This is a genomic window from Pseudomonas idahonensis (assembly GCF_037903935.1).
Taxonomy (GTDB): domain Bacteria; phylum Pseudomonadota; class Gammaproteobacteria; order Pseudomonadales; family Pseudomonadaceae; genus Aquipseudomonas; species Aquipseudomonas danubii.
Window position 1 is genome coordinate 2,376,135 of record NZ_CP149586.1, and the last position, 19,692, is coordinate 2,395,826.

The window sequence follows — 19,692 nt, forward strand, 5'->3', positions numbered from 1 at the left end:
GGTTCGGTTTCCCGGTTGGCCGCAAGGCTCTTGCCACTGTGAGGCAGGCGTTTGTTACAGAACGGCCGGACTGAATCGCGTACTGGCTCATCCCAACCCACGTGACCTTTGGTAGGGGTCACCACTAGGAGAGGAGGCGCCATGCCCACCATTACTCTTCCCGACGGCAGTCAACGTTCATTCGATCATGCGGTATCCGTAGCCGAGGTCGCTGCATCTATTGGCGCAGGTTTGGCTAAGGCCACCCTGGCCGGCAAGGTCAATGGCAAGCTGGTCGACGCCTGCGATGTGATCGACAGCGACGCAACCCTGCAAATCATCACGCCAAAGGACGAAGAGGGGCTTGAGATCATTCGCCACTCTTGCGCTCACTTGGTAGGGCATGCAGTCAAGCAGTTGTATCCGACCGCCAAGATGGTCATCGGCCCGGTCATTGATGAAGGCTTTTATTACGACATCGCCTATGAGCGTCCCTTCACGCCCGAAGACATGGCGGCTATCGAGCAGCGCATGCAGCAGCTGATCGAGAAAGACTACGACGTGATCAAGAAGGTCACCCCGCGAGCCGAAGTGATTGAAGTGTTCAAGTCTCGTGGCGAGGACTACAAGTTGCGCCTGGTGGAGGACATGCCGAATGAACAGGCAATGGGCCTCTACTATCACGAAGAATATGTCGACATGTGCCGCGGTCCGCACGTGCCGAACACGCGCTTCCTGAAGTCGTTCAAATTGACCAAGTTGTCTGGTGCCTACTGGCGCGGCGACGCCAAGAATGAGCAGTTGCAGCGGGTTTACGGTACTGCGTGGGCGGATAAGAAGCAGCTCGCTGCCTATATCCAGCGTATCGAAGAGGCCGAAAAGCGCGACCATCGTAAGATTGGCAAGCGTTTGGGCCTGTTCCATACCCAGGAAGAAGCTCCGGGCATGGTGTTCTGGCACCCCAATGGTTGGACTCTGTACCAGGTGCTCGAGCAGTACATGCGCAAGGTGCAGCGTGAAAACGGCTATCTGGAGATCAAGACTCCGCAAGTGGTCGATCGCAGCCTTTGGGAAAAGTCCGGGCACTGGGCCAACTATTCCGAGAACATGTTCACCACCGAATCGGAAAGCCGCGACTACGCGATCAAGCCTATGAACTGCCCGTGCCACGTGCAGGTGTTCAATCAGGGGCTGAAGAGCTACCGCGAGCTGCCGATGCGCTTGGCCGAATTCGGTGCTTGCCACCGTAACGAGCCTTCGGGAGCGTTGCACGGCATCATGCGTGTGCGCGGTTTTACCCAGGACGATGCTCACATCTTCTGTACTGAAGATCAGATGCAGGCCGAGTCCGCTGCGTTCATCAAGCTGACTATGGATGTCTATGCCGACTTCGGCTTCAAGGACATCGAGATGAAACTTTCCACTCGTCCTGAAAAACGCGTGGGTTCCGATGAGTTGTGGGACCGTGCGGAAAACGCACTGGCTGCGGCTTTGGATAGTGCCGGGTTGCCGTATGATCTGCAGCCGGGCGAGGGCGCGTTCTATGGTCCGAAGATCGAGTTCTCGTTGAAAGACTGCCTGGGGCGTGTATGGCAGTGTGGTACTTTGCAGCTGGATTTCAACCTGCCGATCCGTCTGGGTGCTGAATACGTATCCGAAGACAACAGCCGTAAGCATCCGGTGATGCTGCACCGGGCGATTCTCGGCTCCTTCGAGCGTTTTGTCGGGATTCTGATCGAGCATTACGAGGGCGCGTTCCCTGCGTGGCTGGCTCCGACTCAGGCCGTGGTGATGAATATCACTGATAAACAGGCAGATTTTGCCCTTGAAGTAGAAAAAACACTCAATCAAAGCGGATTTCGTGCCAAGTCCGACTTGAGAAATGAAAAGATCGGCTTTAAAATCCGCGAGCATACTTTGCTCAAGGTTCCCTATCTCTTGGTTATTGGAGATCGGGAGGTCGAGATGCAGACTGTCGCTGTGCGTACCCGTGAAGGTGAAGACCTGGGCTCGATGCCTGTGGACCAATTCTCGGCGTTCCTCGCACAAGCGGTTTCCCGGCGTGGTCGCCAAGATTCGGAGTAATTATTATTAAGCGTGATATGAGACAAGATAAACGAGCTGCACCGAAAGCCCCGATCAACGAGAATATCTCGGCACGCGAGGTTCGGTTAATTGGCGCTGACGGCGAGCAGATTGGCATCGTCTCGATTGATGAAGCGCTTCGTATAGCTGAAGAAGCCAAGCTGGATTTGGTGGAGATTTCCGCCGACGCAGTCCCACCTGTTTGCCGGGTGATGGATTACGGCAAATCGATCTTCGAAAAGAAGAAGCAGATTGCTGCTGCGAAGAAGAACCAGAAGCAGATTCAGGTTAAAGAAATCAAGTTTCGTCCAGGGACGGAGGAAGGGGATTACCAGGTAAAACTGCGCAACCTGGTACGTTTCCTGAGTGACGGGGACAGGGCCAAGGTATCCTTGCGATTCCGCGGCCGTGAGATGGCCCACCAGGAGCTGGGGATGGAACTCCTCAAGCGGGTTGAAGCTGACCTGCAAGAGTATGGTTCGGTCGAACAGCATCCTAAGATGGAAGGACGCCAGCTGATCATGGTCATCGCCCCGAAAAAGAAGAAGTAATCAACAGGGCACGGCAGGCCTTCTGATTATGTTTATCAACTGAATGCGGAGTATCCGAACATGCCAAAGATGAAAACCAAAAGTGGTGCTGCTAAGCGGTTTCTGAAAACTGCTAACGGTATCAAGCACAAGCACGCTTTCAAGAGCCACATCCTGACCAAAATGTCGACCAAGCGTAAGCGTCAACTGCGCGGTAGCAGCTTGCTGCATCCGTCTGACGTGGCAAAAGTCGAGCGCATGCTGCGCCTTCGTTAATTTTTGGATCAAGAATAGAGGAAGTAACTCATGGCTCGTGTAAAGCGTGGCGTCATTGCCCGTAAACGTCACAAAAAAATTCTGAAACTTGCTAAAGGCTACTACGGCGCACGCTCGCGCGTATTCCGTGTTGCCAAGCAAGCGGTAATCAAGGCAGGCCAATACGCCTACCGCGACCGTCGTCAGAAAAAACGTCAGTTCCGCGCTCTGTGGATCGCTCGTATCAACGCTGGTGCTCGTACTAACGGTCTGTCTTACAGCCGTCTGATCGCTGGCCTGAAAAAGGCGTCCATCGAGATCGACCGTAAGGTTCTGGCTGATCTGGCAGTGAACGAAAAAGCGGCGTTTGCTGCGATTGTCGAGAAAGCTAAAGCCACCTTGGCTTAAGTACCCCCGACAGTCATCCGGGCTCACCTTTCGTGGGCTCTGGTGTTAAACGTCATAAATAGGGGAAGAGCCTTCAAGCTCTTCCCCTATTTTGTATCTGGAGTCTGTACATGGAAAACCTGGATGCGCTGGTTTCTCAAGCACTTGAGGCCGTGCAACACGCTGAAGACATCAATGCCCTGGAACAGATCCGGGTTCACTTCCTTGGCAAGAAGGGCGAACTGACTCAGGTGATGAAGACCCTGGGCAACCTGCCTGCCGAAGAGCGTCCGCAAGTCGGAGCGCTGATCAACGTTGCCAAGGAGCGTGTAACAGAGGTTCTCAATGCGCGCAAAGCGGCTTTCGAGGAGGCGGAGCTCAGCGCCAAACTCGCTGCCGAGTGCATTGACGTAACTCTGCCGGGCCGTGGCCAGACCTCTGGCGGTCTGCACCCGATTACGCGGACCCTGGAACGTATCGAGCAGTTCTTTACCCACATTGGCTACGGCATCGCCGAAGGCCCTGAGGTCGAAGACGACTATCACAACTTCGAGGCGCTCAACATCCCAGGCCATCACCCGGCCCGGTCGATGCATGACACCTTCTATTTCAATGCGAACATGCTGTTGCGCACCCATACCTCGCCGGTACAGGTCCGCACCATGGAATCGCAGCAGCCGCCGATTCGCATCGTCTGCCCAGGCCGTGTGTATCGTAGCGACTCCGATATCACTCACTCGCCGATGTTCCATCAGGTCGAAGGCCTGCTGGTGGATCGCGACATCAATTTTGCCGACCTGAAAGGCACCATTGAAGAGTTCCTGCGGGTGTTCTTTGAAAAAGAGCTGGCCGTGCGTTTCCGACCTTCGTACTTCCCGTTCACCGAGCCATCCGCTGAAGTCGATATGGAATGCGTGATGTGCAGCGGTAAAGGTTGCCGCGTCTGCAAGCAGACCGGTTGGCTGGAAGTCATGGGCTGCGGCATGGTTCACCCAAATGTGCTGCGTATGTCCGGGATCGACCCGGAAGAGTTCCAGGGCTTTGCCTTCGGCATGGGCGCCGAGCGTTTGGCCATGCTGCGTTACGGTGTCAATGACTTGCGCCTGTTCTTCGACAACGACTTGCGGTTCCTTGCGCAATTTCGCTAGTCGCGCGTCCGTAACGAATCTATTAGGAGAGCAGGATGAAATTCAGTGAACAATGGCTGCGTGGCTGGGTTAGCCCGCAGGTGAGTCGTGACGAGCTGGTTGCTCGTCTGTCGATGGCCGGTCTTGAGGTTGACAGCGTAACGCCAGCCGCCGGTGATTTCAGTGGTGTAGTGGTGGGTGAGGTGCTCAGCACCGAGCAGCACCCAGATGCCGACAAGCTGCGCGTATGCCAGGTCAGTAACGGCGCGGAGACCTTCCAGGTGGTCTGCGGTGCACCTAATGTGCGTCCAGGCTTGAAGATCCCATTCGCGATGATTGGCGCCGAGCTGCCGGGCGACTTCAAGATCAAGAAAGCCAAGCTGCGTGGCGTTGAGTCCAACGGCATGCTGTGTTCCCAAGCCGAACTGCAGATTGGTGAAGGCAGTGATGGTCTGATGGAGCTGCCGGCCGATGCTCCGGTGGGGGAGGACGTTCGCGTCTATCTGAACCTGGACGATGCCAGTATTGAGGTCGATCTGACTCCAAACCGTGGTGACTGCCTGTCGCTTGCCGGTCTGGCCCGTGAGGTCGGTGCGCTCTATGCCGTTAAAGTGCAGCGCCCTGAAGTAAAAGTGGTTGCTGCAGTGCACGACGAAGTACGCCCTGTGGAAGTGCTTGCTCCGACGGCCTGCCCGCGCTATCTGGGTCGGGTTATTCGCAATGTCGATTTGTCCAAGCCGACCCCTCTGTGGATGGTTGAACGCTTGCGTCGTGCCGACGTGCGCAGTATCGATGCGGCGGTGGACATCACCAACTATGTGATGCTCGAACTGGGCCAGCCGCTGCATGCTTTCGATCTCGCCGAAATCAACGGCGGTATTCGAGTGCGCATGGCCGAAGAGGGCGAGAAACTGGTACTGCTCGACGGCCAGGAAGTTACCCTGCGTAGCGATACCCTGGTGATTGCTGACCACACCCGTGCTCTGGCAATCGCTGGCGTCATGGGCGGTGAGCACAGTGGCGTTACCGCAAACACCCGCGACGTGTTTTTGGAAAGCGCTTTCTTCGACCAGATTTCGGTTGCTGGCAAAGCCCGTTCCTATGGCCTGCATACCGATGCTTCTCATCGCTATGAGCGTGGTGTGGACTGGCAGCTGGCTCGCGAGGCCATGGAGCGTGCAACTGGCTTGTTGCTGGAGATCACTGGCGGCGAAGCTGGTCCGATCATCGAAGCTGTCAGCGAGCAGCACTTGCCATCTGTTGCACCTGTGACGCTGCGCGCTGAGCGCATCACCCAGATGCTGGGCATGGAAATCGACGGTCCCGAGGTCGAGCGTCTGCTCACCGCGTTGGGCCTGACAGTCACTGCCGATGGCGCAGGCCAATGGCGCGTTGAAGTGCCAAGCCACCGTTTCGATATCAGCCTTGAAGTCGACTTGATCGAAGAGTTGGCGCGTCTCTACGGCTACAACCGTTTGCCGGTTCGTTATCCGCAGGCTCGCCTGGCTCCTCAGGCTAAGGCGGAAGCGCAAGGTGATCTGCCTGCCCTGCGGCGTCTGCTGGTAGCCCGTGGTTATCAGGAAGCAATCACTTACAGCTTCATCGATCCGAAATTGTTTGAGCAGTTCAATCCAGGTGTTGAACCGCTGCTATTGGCCAACCCGATTTCGGCTGACATGGCGGCCATGCGCTCTTCTTTGTGGCCTGGCCTGGTCAAGGCACTTCAGCACAACCTGAACCGTCAGCAAGATCGCGTCCGCATGTTTGAAAGCGGCTTGCGCTTTATCGGTCAACTGGAAGGCTTGAAGCAGCAGCCAATGTTGGCCGGCGTCGTTTGCGGCAGTCGCTTGCCTGAAGGTTGGGCGCAAGGTCGCGACGGTGTCGACTTCTTTGATGTCAAGGCAGATGTCGAGGCAGTGCTGGGCCTTGCTGGCGCACTGGATGAATTCACTTTTGCTCCGGGCAAGCATCCTGCGCTGCATCCTGGCCAGACTGCACGTATCGAGCGTGATGGTCGTGAGGTCGGTTATCTGGGGGCTATTCACCCGGAACTGGCAAAAAATCTCGGCCTGGATCGTCCGGTTTACGTGTTTGAGCTGGTTCTGGGCGAGGTGGCTCAAGGTCGTCTTCCGAAGTTCCACGAGCTTTCGCGTTTCCCAGAAGTACGCCGTGACCTGGCATTGCTGGCGGATCGTGACGTGGCGGCGAGCGCAGTACTGGACGTAATTCGTGAAAATGCAGGCGAATGGCTGACAGACCTCAGGCTCTTTGACGTCTATCAGGGTAAAGGCATTGATCCGCATAGAAAAAGCCTTGCCGTCGGCTTGACCTGGCAGCATCCATCGCGCACTCTTAATGACGATGAGGTGAACTCCACGACACAAAACATCCTCACCTCGCTCGAACAAAGGTTGAACGCCACGTTAAGGAAGTGACGTATGGGGGCTCTGACGAAAGCTGAAATGGCCGAACGTCTCTACGAAGAGCTAGGCCTGAATAAACGCGAGGCCAAGGAATTGGTCGAGCTTTTCTTTGAAGAAATCAGGCACGCTCTCGAAGATAACGAACAGGTCAAATTGTCCGGTTTCGGTAACTTCGACCTTCGGGATAAACGCCAGCGTCCTGGCCGCAACCCGAAAACGGGTGAAGAAATCCCGATCACGGCTCGCCGTGTGGTCACCTTTCGTCCAGGGCAGAAGTTGAAGGCCCGAGTTGAGGCTTATGCTGGAACCAAGTCATAACGACGAGCTCCCGGTCATCCCGGGTAAACGCTACTTCACCATCGGTGAAGTCAGCGAGCTCTGTGCGGTAAAACCGCATGTGCTGCGTTATTGGGAGCAAGAGTTTCCTCAACTCAACCCCGTCAAACGCCGCGGAAATCGCCGGTATTATCAGCGCCAGGACGTGTTGATGATCCGGCAGATCCGCGCGTTGCTTTATGATCAGGGGTTTACCATCGGTGGAGCGCGCTTGCGCCTTTCCGGTGATGAGGCCAAAGACGACACCACCCAGTACAAGCAACTGATCCGTCAGATGATCTCTGAGCTTGAAGATGTGCTTGTGGTGCTCAAGAAGTAATTCATCGTATTAAATACTTCCACTTTTCAAAAGCTTGCGGTATATTCCTCAACGTTTCCTGAGAAGTGAAACAGGTTTCACGCCTAGTCGGGGCGTAGCGCAGTCCGGTAGCGCACTAGCATGGGGTGCTAGGGGTCGAGTGTTCGAATCACTCCGTCCCGACCATATTTTTCAATGACTTAGCCCAATCTTCACAGGTTGGGCTTTTTCATGTCTGGAGAATACTCCTACATCTCCTCCCACATAGTTTCTCTTCGAGTTGCTGGTATACAGCTCTCTAATTAGGGCGCGGCTTGCTGTATTTCCTGCTCTTACTTCTGGCGGCTGCTCCAGCAACCGAGAAAGTTGAGGGCCGACTCACTGGGAAAAACGGCCTCAAGGATTGGAAGATCGTTGTTTATAGTGATAGCCCTTTGCTCGAGGATTGAATCGCCCCGAGTTTTGTAGACGCCTCTATGCCTTAGCCCGAGTGCGATGGCTTTCAGATTTGTCAGGGCTTCGGATAACTTCCTGGTAACAAGATGTTGTGATCAATTTGCTGTACATCGGTGTATCCGCAAAGTGCCAGGGTCAGGTCCATTTCTGTTGCAATGATCTCCAATGCCTTGGTCACTCCTGCTTCGCCCATTGCTCCCAGTCCATAAAGATGGGCACGTCCGAGCATGACGCCTTGAGCCCCCAGAGCCAGTGACTTGATCACGTCCTGGCCACTACGAATGCCACTGTCGAACCAGACGTTAATCTGCCCGCCGACTGCTTGAGCGATGGCCGGCAGCATGTTGATGCTGGAAGGAGCTCCGTCGAGTTGACGCCCGCCGTGGTTGCTAACTATCAGTGCATCTGCGCCACTGGCAACGGCCAGGTGTGCGTCCTCAACATCGAGAATGCCTTTCAGAATCAGTGTTCCGCCCCAGCGATCCTTGATCCACTTGATGTTGTCCCAGCACAGCGTTGGGTCGAACTGCTCGTAGGTCCAATCGGCCAACTGACGCAAGTCATCCACGCCGGCAACGTGTCCCATGATGTTACCGAAGTAGTGACGGCGAGTGCTCAGCATGCCTTTGATCCAGCGTGGTTTAGTCAGGATGTTCAAGAGGCTGGCGGGAGTGAGGCGTGGCGGGGTACTCAGTCCGTTTTTCAGGTCTTTATGCCGTTGACCGCTCAATTGCAGGTCCAGAGTTAACACCAGGGCATCGCAGCCTGCGGCTTTAGCCCGGTCAATCAGGCGGCCCACAAACTCACGATCGCGCATCACATAGAGTTGAAACCAGAAAGGTGCCTCGATTGCGTCGGCGACGTCTTCCAGTGAGCAAATGCTGACCGTTGAGAGTGTGTAGCGAATACCGGCCGCAGTCGCAGCACGCGCCGCAAGGATTTCACCATCCGCGTGGATCATCCCAGCCAATCCGGTAGGTGCTATGGCCAGCGGCATAGCCATATCAATGCCTAGTCGATTAGCTTTAAGCGATCGATTTTCGAGATTTCTTGCAACGCGCTGGCGCAGTTTGATCTTTGCAAAATCGTCCTGGTTAGCGTGGTAGGTACTTTCGGTCCAAGAGCCTCCATCGACGTAGTCATAGAACATGCGTGGTACGCGCTGCTGCGCCATTTTGCGCAGGTCTTCGATGCAAGTAACGATAGGCAATTGGACTGCTCCCGAGTGATGTTCAGAGTCAGCCTAACCGCCTGATGTATCATCAGCAGGGAAAAAATTTCGCATCTAGCGAGCCGGTTTTTCCTTAGTGCGGATCACTCAAGTAACGCTGCCCGTGCTCCACGGCCTCATGGCATATCTGTGTCAACCAGTGACTGAAGGCTTGTGCGGCCTCTGATCGCTGATGCATGTGCAGTTGGTAGTGGTAGGAAGGAACACTACGAACATTGCCGACCGCGACCAGTCGCCCACTTTCCAGCCAATCACGAGCCAGCGAGGGTCGCGCGAGGACGACCCCCTGAGCGTTGGCCGCAGCCTCTAGCATCATCCCCAGATCCAGTAAGGACGGTCCCTGGTCTGGCTCGTTCAAGGCCAGGTGCGCTTGTTGAAACCAGGGTTGCCAGGGCTCTAGCGGTGAGCGCATCAGCGGCAAGCAGGCGAACTCCTGCGGTAGCTGTATGTCTGGGTAACGGCTTAGCAGTTCTGGTGCAGCCAAGGGCTGCAAGAGCTCGTCGAGTAGCCTGTGTTGAGGCTCCACGGTGGCGCTTTCTCCAGATACCTGGATGTCTCGCAGCGGTGTTTCTGTGCCAGACATGGGAGCGCTTAGTTGAATTTCCAGATCGATGTCCGGGTAATGTTGGCTATGTTCTGCAAGGCGGGGGATGAGGATCTGACGGGCAAACGTGGGTGGACAACTGAGTGTCAGGCGCTGCCTGCGTTGTGCCGGGCGTTGATGCACCGGTATGGCGATCAGTTGAGTCAGTACGGGGGTGAGTTGTTCCAGGTACATTTGCCCCTGCGCCGTCAGCGCGAGGGTTCCGCCTTGACGATCAAACAACACCAAGCCAAGCAGTTGCTCAAGACCCGCTATACGTTTTCGTAGTGCGCTTGCGGTCAGCGACAGGGCTTGGGCTGCACGCTCAAAACTCTTCAACTGCGCGGCAGTCTGAAAGGCCAGCAGTGCATCGAGAGAGGGGAGTCGATAGTCGTTGCAGCTCTTCATTCTTCATGGCCTCCTAACGACCAGAGCTCGAACGATGGTTCGGTTTTCTAGCTTTGTTTAAGGTCTATTCGGGTTTCGATCTTACGGCCCCTGAGTGATTTGAGTCGTTCTACCCGCACGGCGGCGGAGGAAAAAGATTCCCGTAGATTGAGCTTTTTATTCCCGCTGCTGCGTTGTCACCTTGGTTAGCATCCTCTTCGAGGTTTTTTAAACCAGAAAAAGGATGATCTGCCATGTTTAAAACTGCGATAGCCAGCCTGACCCTGGTCGCCCTAGGTACTTGCGCCCAAGCCGAGGCACTGACGGTCGTCTCCGTGGGTGGAATAAATAAAAAATCTCAGCAGGAGGCGTTCTACACCCCCTTTGAGAAGCAGCATTCTGTAGTCGTGCGAGCAGCGCAATACAACGGCGAAATCGGCATGATCAAAGCTCAGGTGGATACCCGAAGCGTTACCTGGGATGTGGTTGAAGTCGACCATGCGCAGTTGCAGCGCGGATGCGAGGAAGGATTGTTCGAGCGCTTGCCGGCGATTCCTGGAGTGCGCAAGGAGGACTTCGTCGAAGACGGGGTAAGCGAATGTGGGGTCGGTATTTTTATCTGGTCTACGGCTCTGGTTTATGACCCTAAAGCGGTGTCGAAAGCCCCAAAAGAATGGGCGGAGCTCTGGGATCTGGAGAGCTTTCCTGGCAAGCGGGCTCTGCGCAAAGGCGCGAAGCTGACTCTGGAAATCGCCCTGATGGCCGACGGCGTACCACGTGATCAGGTTTATCAGGTGCTGCGACAACCCGGTGGCGTAGACCGGGCCTTTCGCAAACTGGACCAGATCAAAACACAGATACAGTGGTGGGAGTCAGGCGCTCAGCCGATGCAATGGCTGGCGGCTGGAGATGTCAGCATGACGTCTGTGTATATCACCCGGGCAATCAGTGCCCAAAAGGAGGGATACGACTTCCCGTTAGTGTGGAATGGCAGTCTCTATGACATGGATAGCTGGGCCATAGTCAAAGGCAGCCGGAACCAGGAAGCAGCGCTGAAATTCATAGCCTTCGCGAGCTTGCCGCAGCAGCAAAAGATATTCGCCGAAAAGATGTTCAACGGTCCCACTCATAAGCAGACCATGGAACTGATCGCTCCCGAAACGCGCAATAGTTTTCCGACCTCTGAGCAGAACATGGCTCAGGCCCTGAAGGTTGATAGCGGCTTCTGGATTGATCACGGAACAGAGCTTGAAGAGCGCTTTAACGCTTGGGCTGCGCGGTAAAGCAGACTGCCCGGCGCTGAAGTGTCGGGCAGAGGATACGCACACAGAACAGTAAACGGTGCGGACAGCTCATGCCCGAGAGCTGAGTTCCAGAGGGGATTTCCATTCTCACAGCTTTTCCAACTCAAACATATATTGATCGTATCGAGGCGATAAAACGCCGCCTTATTGACCAGGCCTTGGAAGCCCTGGTGATCAATAACCCATCGAATATCAACTACCTCACGGGCTTCGACAGCTTGGGCTTTCTTTGCTACCAGGCATTGATCATTTCGCCGAAACTGGCTGATCCGATATTCATTGCCCGCACCAGCGAGGAGTCATGTACGTGGGAGTTGTCATGTATTAAGCATGCGATCTTCTACGATATCTCCAAGGAAGAACCGCTGCGCATCGTTGCAGAAATGCTGGCCCAGGCTGGCTTGAGTCATGCTCGGATTGGACTTGAGATGTCGACCTCGACATTTTCGCCGTTGCAGTTCCAAACCTTGTGCGGCTACCTCTCGGAGGCTCATTTCGAGGACGCTTCTCTGGTCGTCGCTGAGGAACGTCTGGTTAAAAGCCCCCAGGAAATTGCTTATCAACGCAGCGCTGCACGCATGGCGGATCTTGGGATGCAGGCGGCTTTCGCCGCCTTGCGTCCAGGCATATCAGAGGTCGAAGTCGCTGGAATTGTTGCCCAAGCCTTGGGCAAGGCTGGTAGTGAAAATGCCGCCATCAGCCCAATGTGTGCAACGGGCCGGCGCAGCGCCATGACCAATGTAATGCCTCACCGACAGACCATCAGTTATGGCGACGTTGTGGTTCTTGAGCACGCAGGTGTCTGCAATCGTTATCACGCGACCTTGATGCGCACGGCTGTTGTTGGGAAGCCAACCTTGCGGGTACGAGAAGTTTCAACGTTGCTGGCTGAAGCCTTCAGTGCCGCCATCGATGTGGCCAAGCCAGGTACCTCGGTGGGCGAGGTTGATCGAGTGTGCAACGAAATACTTGATCGCATTGATCTTTCGCGTACCCGTGTACATCGCATTGGCAGTAGTTTGGGGCTGGCCTATCCCTCGACTTGGACTGAAGCGATGGGCGAGCATGTGTTCAAGCCCAATATGTCGTTCACCATCGAGCCAAATCTATCGCTGTATAACGAGGGCTTTGGTATCAAATTAGGCGATACGGTGCTTTGCGGTCCGGAGGGCTCAAGCAGCTTGTCCACGTTGGCACCTGAGCTGGTGATCATCGATTGAGACAGGGTCTGATGGATATCTTTTGCGGAGTATCGTGTGTCAGGGCAGGGTCATTGCCTCATTGTGGGGGGGGGGCTGGTTCTGGCATCCCACGCAAAGAATCAGCGCAAGACGCTGTACTCGCCCTGATCAACCCAGCGGTACATCACGAAGTCAGGCGTCGCCAGGTCTGCCTTGGCGTCCCAGCACTTATTGTCAGCAACGTTTTTTACACTGTCGTCCCTTAACCACTGTCCCAGCAACGCGCCGTCCTGAGGTTGAGTGGCGCGCATGGTTTGAGCAACGGCTTCCAGCGCCGCATAGGCATACAGCGTGTATCCAGGGGGGGCTTGCTGGTGTAGTACGGCCACTGTCGCCTGGCTTTTGGGGTTTTGCCTTGTATCCTGGGCAAAGACCATCAAGGCCCCATCGATGAAACTCCCGCCACCCGCTCTGGAGCGGCAATGCTGATCTCGTCAACAGGCTGGATAGCAGCGATCGCTGCAATCAACGACGCAACCGATAGAAAGCCGGCCCGCAAGCCCTGTCAGTGGAGCGCGAAACGGCCATTGGGCAGGCTCCTCAGGCGATGCAGTTTGAGTGAATGTCGATCGGGGGGGGCTGCGCTCCAGCCTGGCCCGGACCTAAAGTTCGGCCGCTGAAAAACCGTTGCGCTGAAAGAAACGCTCCAGTTCCCTGGGCAGAGGCTCGACGCCGGTGAAGATCTTCAAGTACTCGGGAATGAAGCGCATGCGCTGCGCCAGCGGTTCCTGGGTGTTCATGCTGATGTAGCCGATCTGCGTCAGGTAGATCGAGCGCGCGCGGGTCACGGCGGCGTCGTGGGCGAAACCGAAACGGTCGAACATCTGTGCCAGGGCCTGTACCCGCTGGGCATCGGCCTGGCGGATTTCCTGCGCTACTTCGGGCGATTGCAGGGCCCAGCTGCGCATGGCGAACTCGAACTGCGAATCGAACAATTCGCTGTTCAACCAACAGTCGAAGACGTTGAGAATCGCTTCGGTGATGGACTCGGCATAGGCCTCGGACTGTGACACCAGGCTCAAGGTGTTCTTGTTCTTCCACAAGTCCACCAGGGCTTCGAGCAGAGCCTCGCGGTCCTGGAAATACCAGTAGAAACTGGTGCGCGACAGGTTGAGTTTCTTCGCCAGCGGCATCACCCGCACGGCATCCACCCCCGATTCCTTGAGGCTTTCATAGGCCGCGTTGAGCCAGCTTTCCAGAGAGCCACGGCCGGCTGCTTCCGCACTGTTGCTGGTTGCTTTCATGGGGCGTTTTTTCCTTGTCCGTTTGACCTTGATGGGGTGAATGTACACTACTGTCTATGTCGTTGACACTGGTGTACATTGAGGTCTATCGTCTGCCTTGCCTGATGACCAGTATGCGAGACCGATATGAATAACGATCCGCTTCTTCAGCCTTATCGCCTCAAGCACCTGACACTTCGCAACCGCATTATCACCACCTCCCACGAGCCGGCGTACCCCGAAGAGGGCATGCCGAAGAAATTGTATCGGGCCTATCACGTCGAGCGCGCCAAGGCCGGCGTGGCCATGACCATGACCGCAGGCTCGGCGGCGATCTCCCGTGACAGCCCGCCGGTGTTCAACAACATCCTGGCGTACAAGGACGAAGTGGTCGGCTGGATGAAAGACCTCACCGACGAATGCCATGAGCATGGCGCGGCGGTGATGATCCAGCTCACCCACCTGGGGCGTCGCACCCGCTGGGACAAAGGCGACTGGCTGCCGGTGGTGTCGCCTTCGCACAACCAGGAGCCGGCGCACCGGGCCTTTCCCAAAAAGCTGGAAATCTGGGACATCGAACGCATCATCGGCGATTACGCCGACGCCGCCGAACGCATGCAGGCCGCCGGCCTGGATGGCATCGAGTTGCAAGCCTACGGCCACCTGATGGACCAGTTCTGGTCGCCGCTGACCAACGAGCTGGAGGGCGCCTATGGCGGTTCGCTGCACAACCGCCTGCGTTTCACCTTCGAGGTGCTGAGTGCCATTCGCCGGCGGGTGGGCCCGGAGTTCATCGTCGGCATTCGTTACACCGGCGACGAGGTACTGGCCGGCGGCCTGGAGAAGGAGGAGGGGCTGCAGATCTCGCAGTTGCTCAAAGACAGCGGAATGGTCGACTTCCTCAACGTGATTCGCGGCAATATCGCCACCGATGCCGGGCTGACCGACATCATTCCGATCCAGGGCATGCGCAACGCGCCGCACCTGGACTTTGCCGGTGAGATTCGCGCCCTGACCGGCTTCCCGACCTTCCATGCGGCGAAGATTCCCGACGTCGCCACCGCCCGCCACGCGATTGCCTCGGGCCTGGTGGACATGGTGGGCATGACCCGGGCGCACATGACCGACCCGCATATCGTGCGCAAGATCATCGAGGGCCGCGAAGATCAAATCCGCCCCTGTGTCGGCGCCAACTATTGCCTGGACCGGATCTACAACGCCGGTGCCGCCTACTGCATTCACAACGCCGCCACCGGCCGTGAAACCAGCATGCCCCACGAGGTGCCCAAGGCCGCGCGCAAGCGCAAGGTCCTGATCATCGGCGCTGGTCCCGGCGGCCTGGAGGCGGCGCGGGTGGCCGGCGAGCGCGGGCATGAGGTGCTGGTGCTGGAAGTAGCCGACCAGCCCGGCGGACAGATTCGCCTGACCGCGCAGTCCGAGCGACGCAAGGAGATGATCAGCATCATCGATTGGCGCATGGCGCAGTGCGAGCGCCTGGGCGTCAGGTTTCGCTTCAACACCTGGGCCGATGCGGCGATGGTCCTCGATGAACACCCCGACGTGGTGATCGTCGCCACCGGCGGGTTGCCCCACACCGAAGTCCTGCAGCACGGCAACCAGTGGCTGGTGTCGAGCTGGGACATCATTTCCGGCGACGTCAAACCCGGACGCAATGTGCTGGTGTACGACGATGCCGGCGATCACGCGGGTTTGCAGGCCGCCGAGTTCATTGCTCGCAGCGGCGCCCGGACCGAGATCATGACCCCCGACCGCTCGTTCGCGCCGGAAGTGATGGGCATGAACCTGGTGCCCTACATGCGCTCGCTGCAACGGCTGGACACCACCTTTACCGTCACCTACCGGCTCAAGGCCGTGGAGCGCCAGGGCGAAGAGCTGTTGGCGACCATCGGCAGCGATTACAGCGATCTTGAGAAAACCCGGCGGGTGGACCAGGTCGTGGTCAACCATGGCACCCGCCCCCTGGACGAGCTGTATTTCGAGCTCCAGCCCCAGGCCAGCAATCAAGGCGCCGTGGAGTACCGGGACCTGATTGCCGGCCACCCGCAAAACCTGGTGACCAACCCTCAAGGGCGGTTCCAATTGTTTCGAATCGGCGATGCGGTGTCATCGCGTAACACCCATGCGGCGATCTACGACGCCCTGCGCCTGGTCAAGGACCTCTAGCGACTGCCTGTTGCCGTGCACTGAACCATAAGAAAGACAGCCGTCATCCGTTTCCCAGGTCTTTAAGTCACTGCCCCGAATGTTGGTCCGATTGGTTTTGATTAACGTCAAACTCTTCCCCACGGAGGTTGTTGCATGCACACGGATACCGATTTCACCGAGCTGCTCAATGCTGTCCCCCCGAGCCCGCTGCGCTATCGCAATGATGCCAGCGTCACCGGCCATGCCTTGGCCCCGGTCGATCACGGCCTGCTGGCGGCCTATGCCGCGATTGACCGGCCTGCGCTGCGCCAGTACCGCCTGGAGCGCATCCGCCAGCAACTGCGCGAGCACGATTACGCCGGCGTGCTGCTGGCCGACCCGATCAATATTCGCTACGCCACCGATACCAATAACCTTGGCCTGTGGGTGATGCATTCCCCCAGCCGCTACGTATTCGTGGCCACCGATGGCCCGGTGGTGCTGTTCGAATTCACCAGCAGCCGACACAACAGCGAGCACATCGAAACCATTGATGAAATCCGTCCGGCGATCCCCTGGCTGTACTTCCTCGCCGGCCCGCGGGTCGAGGAAAAAGCCCAGCGCTGGGCTCTCGAAGTGGCCGATCTGATGGCCCAGCATGGCGCGAGCAATCGACGCTTGGCGGTGGACCGCTGCGACCCCTGGGGCGCGGAAAGACTCAAGGCCCAGGGCATCCAGCTGTTCGACGCCCAGCCGCTGATGGAGCAGGCGCGGCTGATCAAGTCGGTGCAGGAGATCGCCAGCCACCGGGTGTCGATGGATGTGTGCGACCTGGCGATTGCCCGCATGCGCGCCAGCCTGGTGCCGGGCATCACCGAAAACCAGCTGTGGAGCATCATGCACGGGACCAACGTGGCCCAGGGCGGGGAGTGGGCCGAGAGCCGGCTGCTGAACTCCGGCCCGCGCACCAACCCCTGGTTCCAGGACGCTTCGGACAAGGTCATCGAGGCCGGCGAGATGGTCTGCTTCGACACCGACATGGTCGGGCCGGGGGGCTATCTCTCGGACATCTCCCGCAGCTTCATCTGCCCCGGCAAGGCGCCGACGGCGGCCCAGCGCGACCTGCTGGACATCGCTTCGCAGCAAATCAGCTTCAACCTCGACCTGCTGCGCCCGGGGTTGTCGTTCCGCGAGTTTGCCGAGCGCTGTTGGCCGGTGCCCAAACAGTTCGAGCACAACCGCTACATGATGATGCTGCACGGCGTCGGTCTGGTGGACGAATACCCCAGCGTGGCCTACGCGGTGGACTTTGCCGAGTGGGGTTATGACGGCCATTTCGAGGAAAACATGGTGCTCTCGGTGGAGAGTTACATCGGTGAGCAGGGGGGGCACGAAGGTGTGAAACTCGAAGAGCAGGTGCTGATCAGCGCCACTGGAGCGGTCAAGCTTTCCCGTACCCCGTTAGTCGACGACGATCGATAACAGCGGTTGTTGCCTGTTTCTTGCAGGCATGGCGTCTACCCTGTCCGGAGAAAAATCATGAGCAGCATGACCGTGATCGAAAGCGCCGCCGCCCTGGCGCCGCGCCCGCCATCTGGCGCCGAACCCTTCTTGCGCCTGGAGGCGATTCACAAGCAGTTCGGTCCTTACCCGGTGTTGCACGACGTGTGTTTCGAGATGGCCCAAGGCGAGGTGGTGGCGATTATCGGCCCCAGCGGCTCGGGTAAGAGCACTTTGCTGCGTTGCATCAACCAGCTGGAGCCAGCGACCCGCGGCCGGGTCAGCATGGACGGGGTGCATATCGAGGCCGGGCGTCCGTTGCCCAGGAGCGAGTTGCTCAAGTTGCGCCGGCGCATCGGCATGGTGTTCCAGTCGTTCAACCTGTTTCCGCACCTCACGGTGCTGCGCAACGTCAGCCTGGCGCAGATCCGCACCCTGGGTCGCAGCGCCGAGGAAGCGGATGCCCGCTCTTTGCAGTTGCTCGACCGGGTGGGCCTGGCGGACAAGGCCAACGCCTACCCGGCCCGTTGCTCCGGTGGCCAGCAGCAACGCATCGCCATTGCCCGGGCCCTGGCGCTGGATCCGGAACTGATGCTGTTCGACGAGCCGACCTCGGCCCTTGACCCCGAGCTGGGCCTGGAGGTGCTGGCGGTGATGAAGGAGCTGGCGCGCGAGGGCATGTCGATGCTGGTGGTGACCCACGAGATGCACTTTGCCGAAACCGTTTCTGACCGCGTGGTGGTCATGGCCGAAGGACGGATCATCGAGCAGGGGCCCAGTGCCCAGGTGATGCGCGAGCCACGGCACGCGCGGGTGGCGCAGTTTCTCCAGGCCGTGAGGAATCGCTGATGCTGGATATCCTGCTGGTCCTGTTGCACGGCGTGCCCTGGACCCTGAGCGTGACCCTGGGCGCTTTCTGCATGGGCGTGGTGCTGGGCTTTCCGCTCTGCGCCCTGCGTTTGTCGAACCTGAAGTCTTGTCGCTGGCTGGCGGCTATGCTGGTGCTGACCCTGCGTTCGATTCCGCCGATCGTCTGGCTGTTCTTCATTTTCTTCGGCATCGGTGGCGGCTACATTGCCTTGTCGCCATTCGCCGCTGCGGTGCTGGGCCTGGGGCTGATCACCGCGGCGCACATGTCGGAGGTCTATCGCGGTGCCTTCGCGGCGATTCCCCAGGGGCAGTTCGAGGCGGCGCAGGTGCTCAATCTTTCGCCGTCCCAGCGCTTTTTCGATGTGCTGCTGCCGCAACTGGTGCGCATCGCCATTCCCACCTCGGCCACCTATGCCATCGGCCTGCTCAAGGACTCGGCCGTGGCGTCGACCATCGGCGTCGGTGACGTCAGCTTCCAGGCCTATCAGCTGTCCCAGCAAACCTTTCAAGGGCTGGGGGTGTACAGCGTGGCGGCGCTGGTCTACCTGATTCTCAGCGTACCGGTGGCGCTGTTCTCGCGCTGGCTGGCGGCCACCCTGAAGCAGAGGGTGGCCCGATGAACGAGATCCTGACGATGTGGCTGGCCTGGTTTCCCGAACTGTGGAAGGGCTTCGTGCTGTCGATGCAGGTCACTGCCGTCAGCCTGGCGCTGGGGGTGGTCCTGGGGTTGCTGTTGGCGCTGGGGGTTTCGGCATCCCGTCGGGTGGTGCGCTATCCCTCGCTGCTGATCGTCGAACTGGGGCGCGGCGCCCCCGCGTTGATCCTGCTGCAGTACGTCTATTTCGGCCTGCCCTCGGCCGGCCTGACCCTGAGTTCCTTCTGGGCGGCGGCCGTGGCGTTGGCTTACTGCACCGCGGCCTACACCAGCGAGATCATCCGCGGTGGTATCGAGGCCGTGGCCCAGGGGCAGAACGAGGCGGCCGAGGTGATTGGCCTGAACCGCTTCGATGCGCTGCGTTTCATCATCTTGCCCCAGGCGCTGCGGGTGGCCCTGCCGTCGTTGCTGGGGTTCTCGATCATGATGTTCCAGGCTTCGTCGCTGTGTTTCACCATCGCGCTGCCGGAGATCGTCAGCCGCGCCTCGGCCATCGGTTCGTCGACCTTCGAGTACCTGCCGGTGCTGACCCTGGCCGGCCTGATGTACGCCGCGGTTTGCGCCCCCGCGACCCTGGGCGTTGCGGCACTGGAGAAAAGACTGGCGCCCAGCCAGCACGCGTGACCCGTTCGGGCTGTCTTCCGGCGGCTGTTCCCTCAACGCAAGCCATGCACAGG

The 19,692-nt window shown here is 58.2% G+C and carries 19 protein-coding genes and 1 tRNA gene; 16 read left to right on the forward strand and 4 right to left on the reverse strand.

What is annotated here, in order from left to right:
• Positions 1-141 precede the first annotated feature (141 nt).
• The 9 genes from thrS to WIN67_RS11000 all read left to right on the forward strand — a co-directional run bounded on the left by thrS (position 142) and on the right by WIN67_RS11000 (position 7,606).
• Positions 142-2,064, forward strand: a complete 1,923-nt coding sequence (gene thrS / locus WIN67_RS10960) for a threonine--tRNA ligase (RefSeq protein WP_102863610.1) — start codon at positions 142-144, stop codon at positions 2,062-2,064.
• Positions 2,064-2,615, forward strand: a complete 552-nt coding sequence (infC, locus tag WIN67_RS10965; protein WP_169893379.1) for a translation initiation factor IF-3 — start codon at positions 2,064-2,066, stop codon at positions 2,613-2,615. Before thrS ends, infC begins: the two co-directional genes overlap by 1 nt.
• A 60-nt stretch (positions 2,616-2,675) precedes the next feature.
• Positions 2,676-2,870 carry a 50S ribosomal protein L35 gene (gene rpmI / locus WIN67_RS10970; RefSeq protein ID WP_002553160.1) on the forward strand — a complete coding sequence of 65 codons (195 nt, stop codon included), beginning with the start codon at positions 2,676-2,678 and terminating at the stop codon, positions 2,868-2,870.
• Positions 2,871-2,900: 30 nt separating this feature from the next.
• Positions 2,901-3,257 (forward strand): 50S ribosomal protein L20, encoded by a 357-nt coding sequence (gene rplT / locus WIN67_RS10975; RefSeq protein WP_016963673.1) that lies wholly within the window; start codon positions 2,901-2,903, stop codon positions 3,255-3,257.
• 110 nt (positions 3,258-3,367) lie between these two features.
• Positions 3,368-4,384, forward strand: coding sequence for a phenylalanine--tRNA ligase subunit alpha (pheS, locus tag WIN67_RS10980; RefSeq protein ID WP_011060419.1), 1,017 nt, complete (start codon positions 3,368-3,370; stop codon positions 4,382-4,384).
• 35 nt (positions 4,385-4,419) lie between these two features.
• Positions 4,420-6,798 (forward strand): phenylalanine--tRNA ligase subunit beta, encoded by a 2,379-nt coding sequence (gene pheT, locus WIN67_RS10985; RefSeq protein WP_339071207.1) that lies wholly within the window; start codon positions 4,420-4,422, stop codon positions 6,796-6,798.
• Between the two features lie 3 nt (positions 6,799-6,801).
• Positions 6,802-7,104, forward strand: a complete 303-nt coding sequence (ihfA, locus tag WIN67_RS10990) for an integration host factor subunit alpha (RefSeq protein WP_002553164.1) — start codon at positions 6,802-6,804, stop codon at positions 7,102-7,104.
• On the forward strand, positions 7,085-7,441 hold the full coding sequence (locus WIN67_RS10995) for a MerR family transcriptional regulator (RefSeq protein WP_007920509.1): 357 nt from the start codon (positions 7,085-7,087) through the stop codon (positions 7,439-7,441). The genes ihfA and WIN67_RS10995 overlap by 20 nt, the downstream gene beginning before the upstream one ends.
• Positions 7,442-7,529: 88 nt before the next feature.
• Positions 7,530-7,606, forward strand: a tRNA-Pro gene (locus WIN67_RS11000).
• A 325-nt stretch (positions 7,607-7,931) separates the two neighbouring features.
• Here WIN67_RS11000 and WIN67_RS11005 read toward each other — a convergent pair.
• Positions 7,932-9,086: an alpha-hydroxy acid oxidase gene (locus WIN67_RS11005; protein ID WP_339071208.1), complete on the reverse strand. Its 1,155-nt coding sequence runs from the start codon at positions 9,084-9,086 to the stop codon at positions 7,932-7,934.
• Between the two features lie 94 nt (positions 9,087-9,180).
• Entirely contained in the window at positions 9,181-10,098 is a 918-nt protein-coding gene (locus WIN67_RS11010) for a LysR substrate-binding domain-containing protein (protein ID WP_339071209.1), read from the reverse strand.
• Positions 10,099-10,331: 233 nt separating this feature from the next.
• Here WIN67_RS11010 and WIN67_RS11015 point away from each other — a divergent pair, with 233 nt between their 5' ends.
• Positions 10,332-11,360, forward strand: a complete 1,029-nt coding sequence (locus WIN67_RS11015; protein WP_339071210.1) for an ABC transporter substrate-binding protein — start codon at positions 10,332-10,334, stop codon at positions 11,358-11,360.
• A gap of 152 nt (positions 11,361-11,512) precedes the next feature.
• Positions 11,513-12,601 carry a Xaa-Pro peptidase family protein gene (locus WIN67_RS11020; RefSeq protein ID WP_339071701.1) on the forward strand — a complete coding sequence of 363 codons (1,089 nt, stop codon included), beginning with the start codon at positions 11,513-11,515 and terminating at the stop codon, positions 12,599-12,601.
• 101 nt (positions 12,602-12,702) lie between these two features.
• Here WIN67_RS11020 and WIN67_RS11025 read toward each other — a convergent pair whose 3' ends face one another.
• Together WIN67_RS11025 and WIN67_RS11030 are read right to left on the reverse strand one after the other, a co-directional pair.
• Positions 12,703-13,002 carry a hypothetical protein gene (locus WIN67_RS11025; RefSeq protein ID WP_339071211.1) on the reverse strand — a complete coding sequence of 100 codons (300 nt, stop codon included), beginning with the start codon at positions 13,000-13,002 and terminating at the stop codon, positions 12,703-12,705.
• A 222-nt stretch (positions 13,003-13,224) separates the two neighbouring features.
• A complete protein-coding gene (locus tag WIN67_RS11030; RefSeq protein ID WP_339071212.1) occupies positions 13,225-13,866 on the reverse strand; it encodes a TetR/AcrR family transcriptional regulator in 642 nt (213 codons plus the stop codon).
• 126 nt (positions 13,867-13,992) lie between these two features.
• Between WIN67_RS11030 and WIN67_RS11035 the strand changes: the two genes are divergently transcribed.
• From WIN67_RS11035 to WIN67_RS11055, 5 genes are all read left to right on the forward strand, one after another.
• The gene (locus WIN67_RS11035; RefSeq protein ID WP_339071213.1) at positions 13,993-16,029 is read left to right on the forward strand and encodes an NADH:flavin oxidoreductase; all 2,037 of its coding nucleotides are present in this window, start codon (positions 13,993-13,995) and stop codon (positions 16,027-16,029) included.
• 135 nt (positions 16,030-16,164) lie between these two features.
• A complete protein-coding gene (locus tag WIN67_RS11040; protein WP_339071214.1) occupies positions 16,165-17,472 on the forward strand; it encodes a Xaa-Pro peptidase family protein in 1,308 nt (435 codons plus the stop codon).
• Between the two features lie 57 nt (positions 17,473-17,529).
• Positions 17,530-18,339 (forward strand): amino acid ABC transporter ATP-binding protein, encoded by an 810-nt coding sequence (locus WIN67_RS11045; RefSeq protein ID WP_339071215.1) that lies wholly within the window; start codon positions 17,530-17,532, stop codon positions 18,337-18,339.
• A complete protein-coding gene (locus WIN67_RS11050; RefSeq protein WP_339071216.1) occupies positions 18,339-18,980 on the forward strand; it encodes an amino acid ABC transporter permease in 642 nt (213 codons plus the stop codon). The genes WIN67_RS11045 and WIN67_RS11050 overlap by 1 nt, the downstream gene beginning before the upstream one ends.
• Positions 18,977-19,639, forward strand: a complete 663-nt coding sequence (locus tag WIN67_RS11055; RefSeq protein ID WP_339071217.1) for an amino acid ABC transporter permease — start codon at positions 18,977-18,979, stop codon at positions 19,637-19,639. The genes WIN67_RS11050 and WIN67_RS11055 overlap by 4 nt, the downstream gene beginning before the upstream one ends.
• The last annotated feature ends 53 nt before the right edge of the window (positions 19,640-19,692 follow it).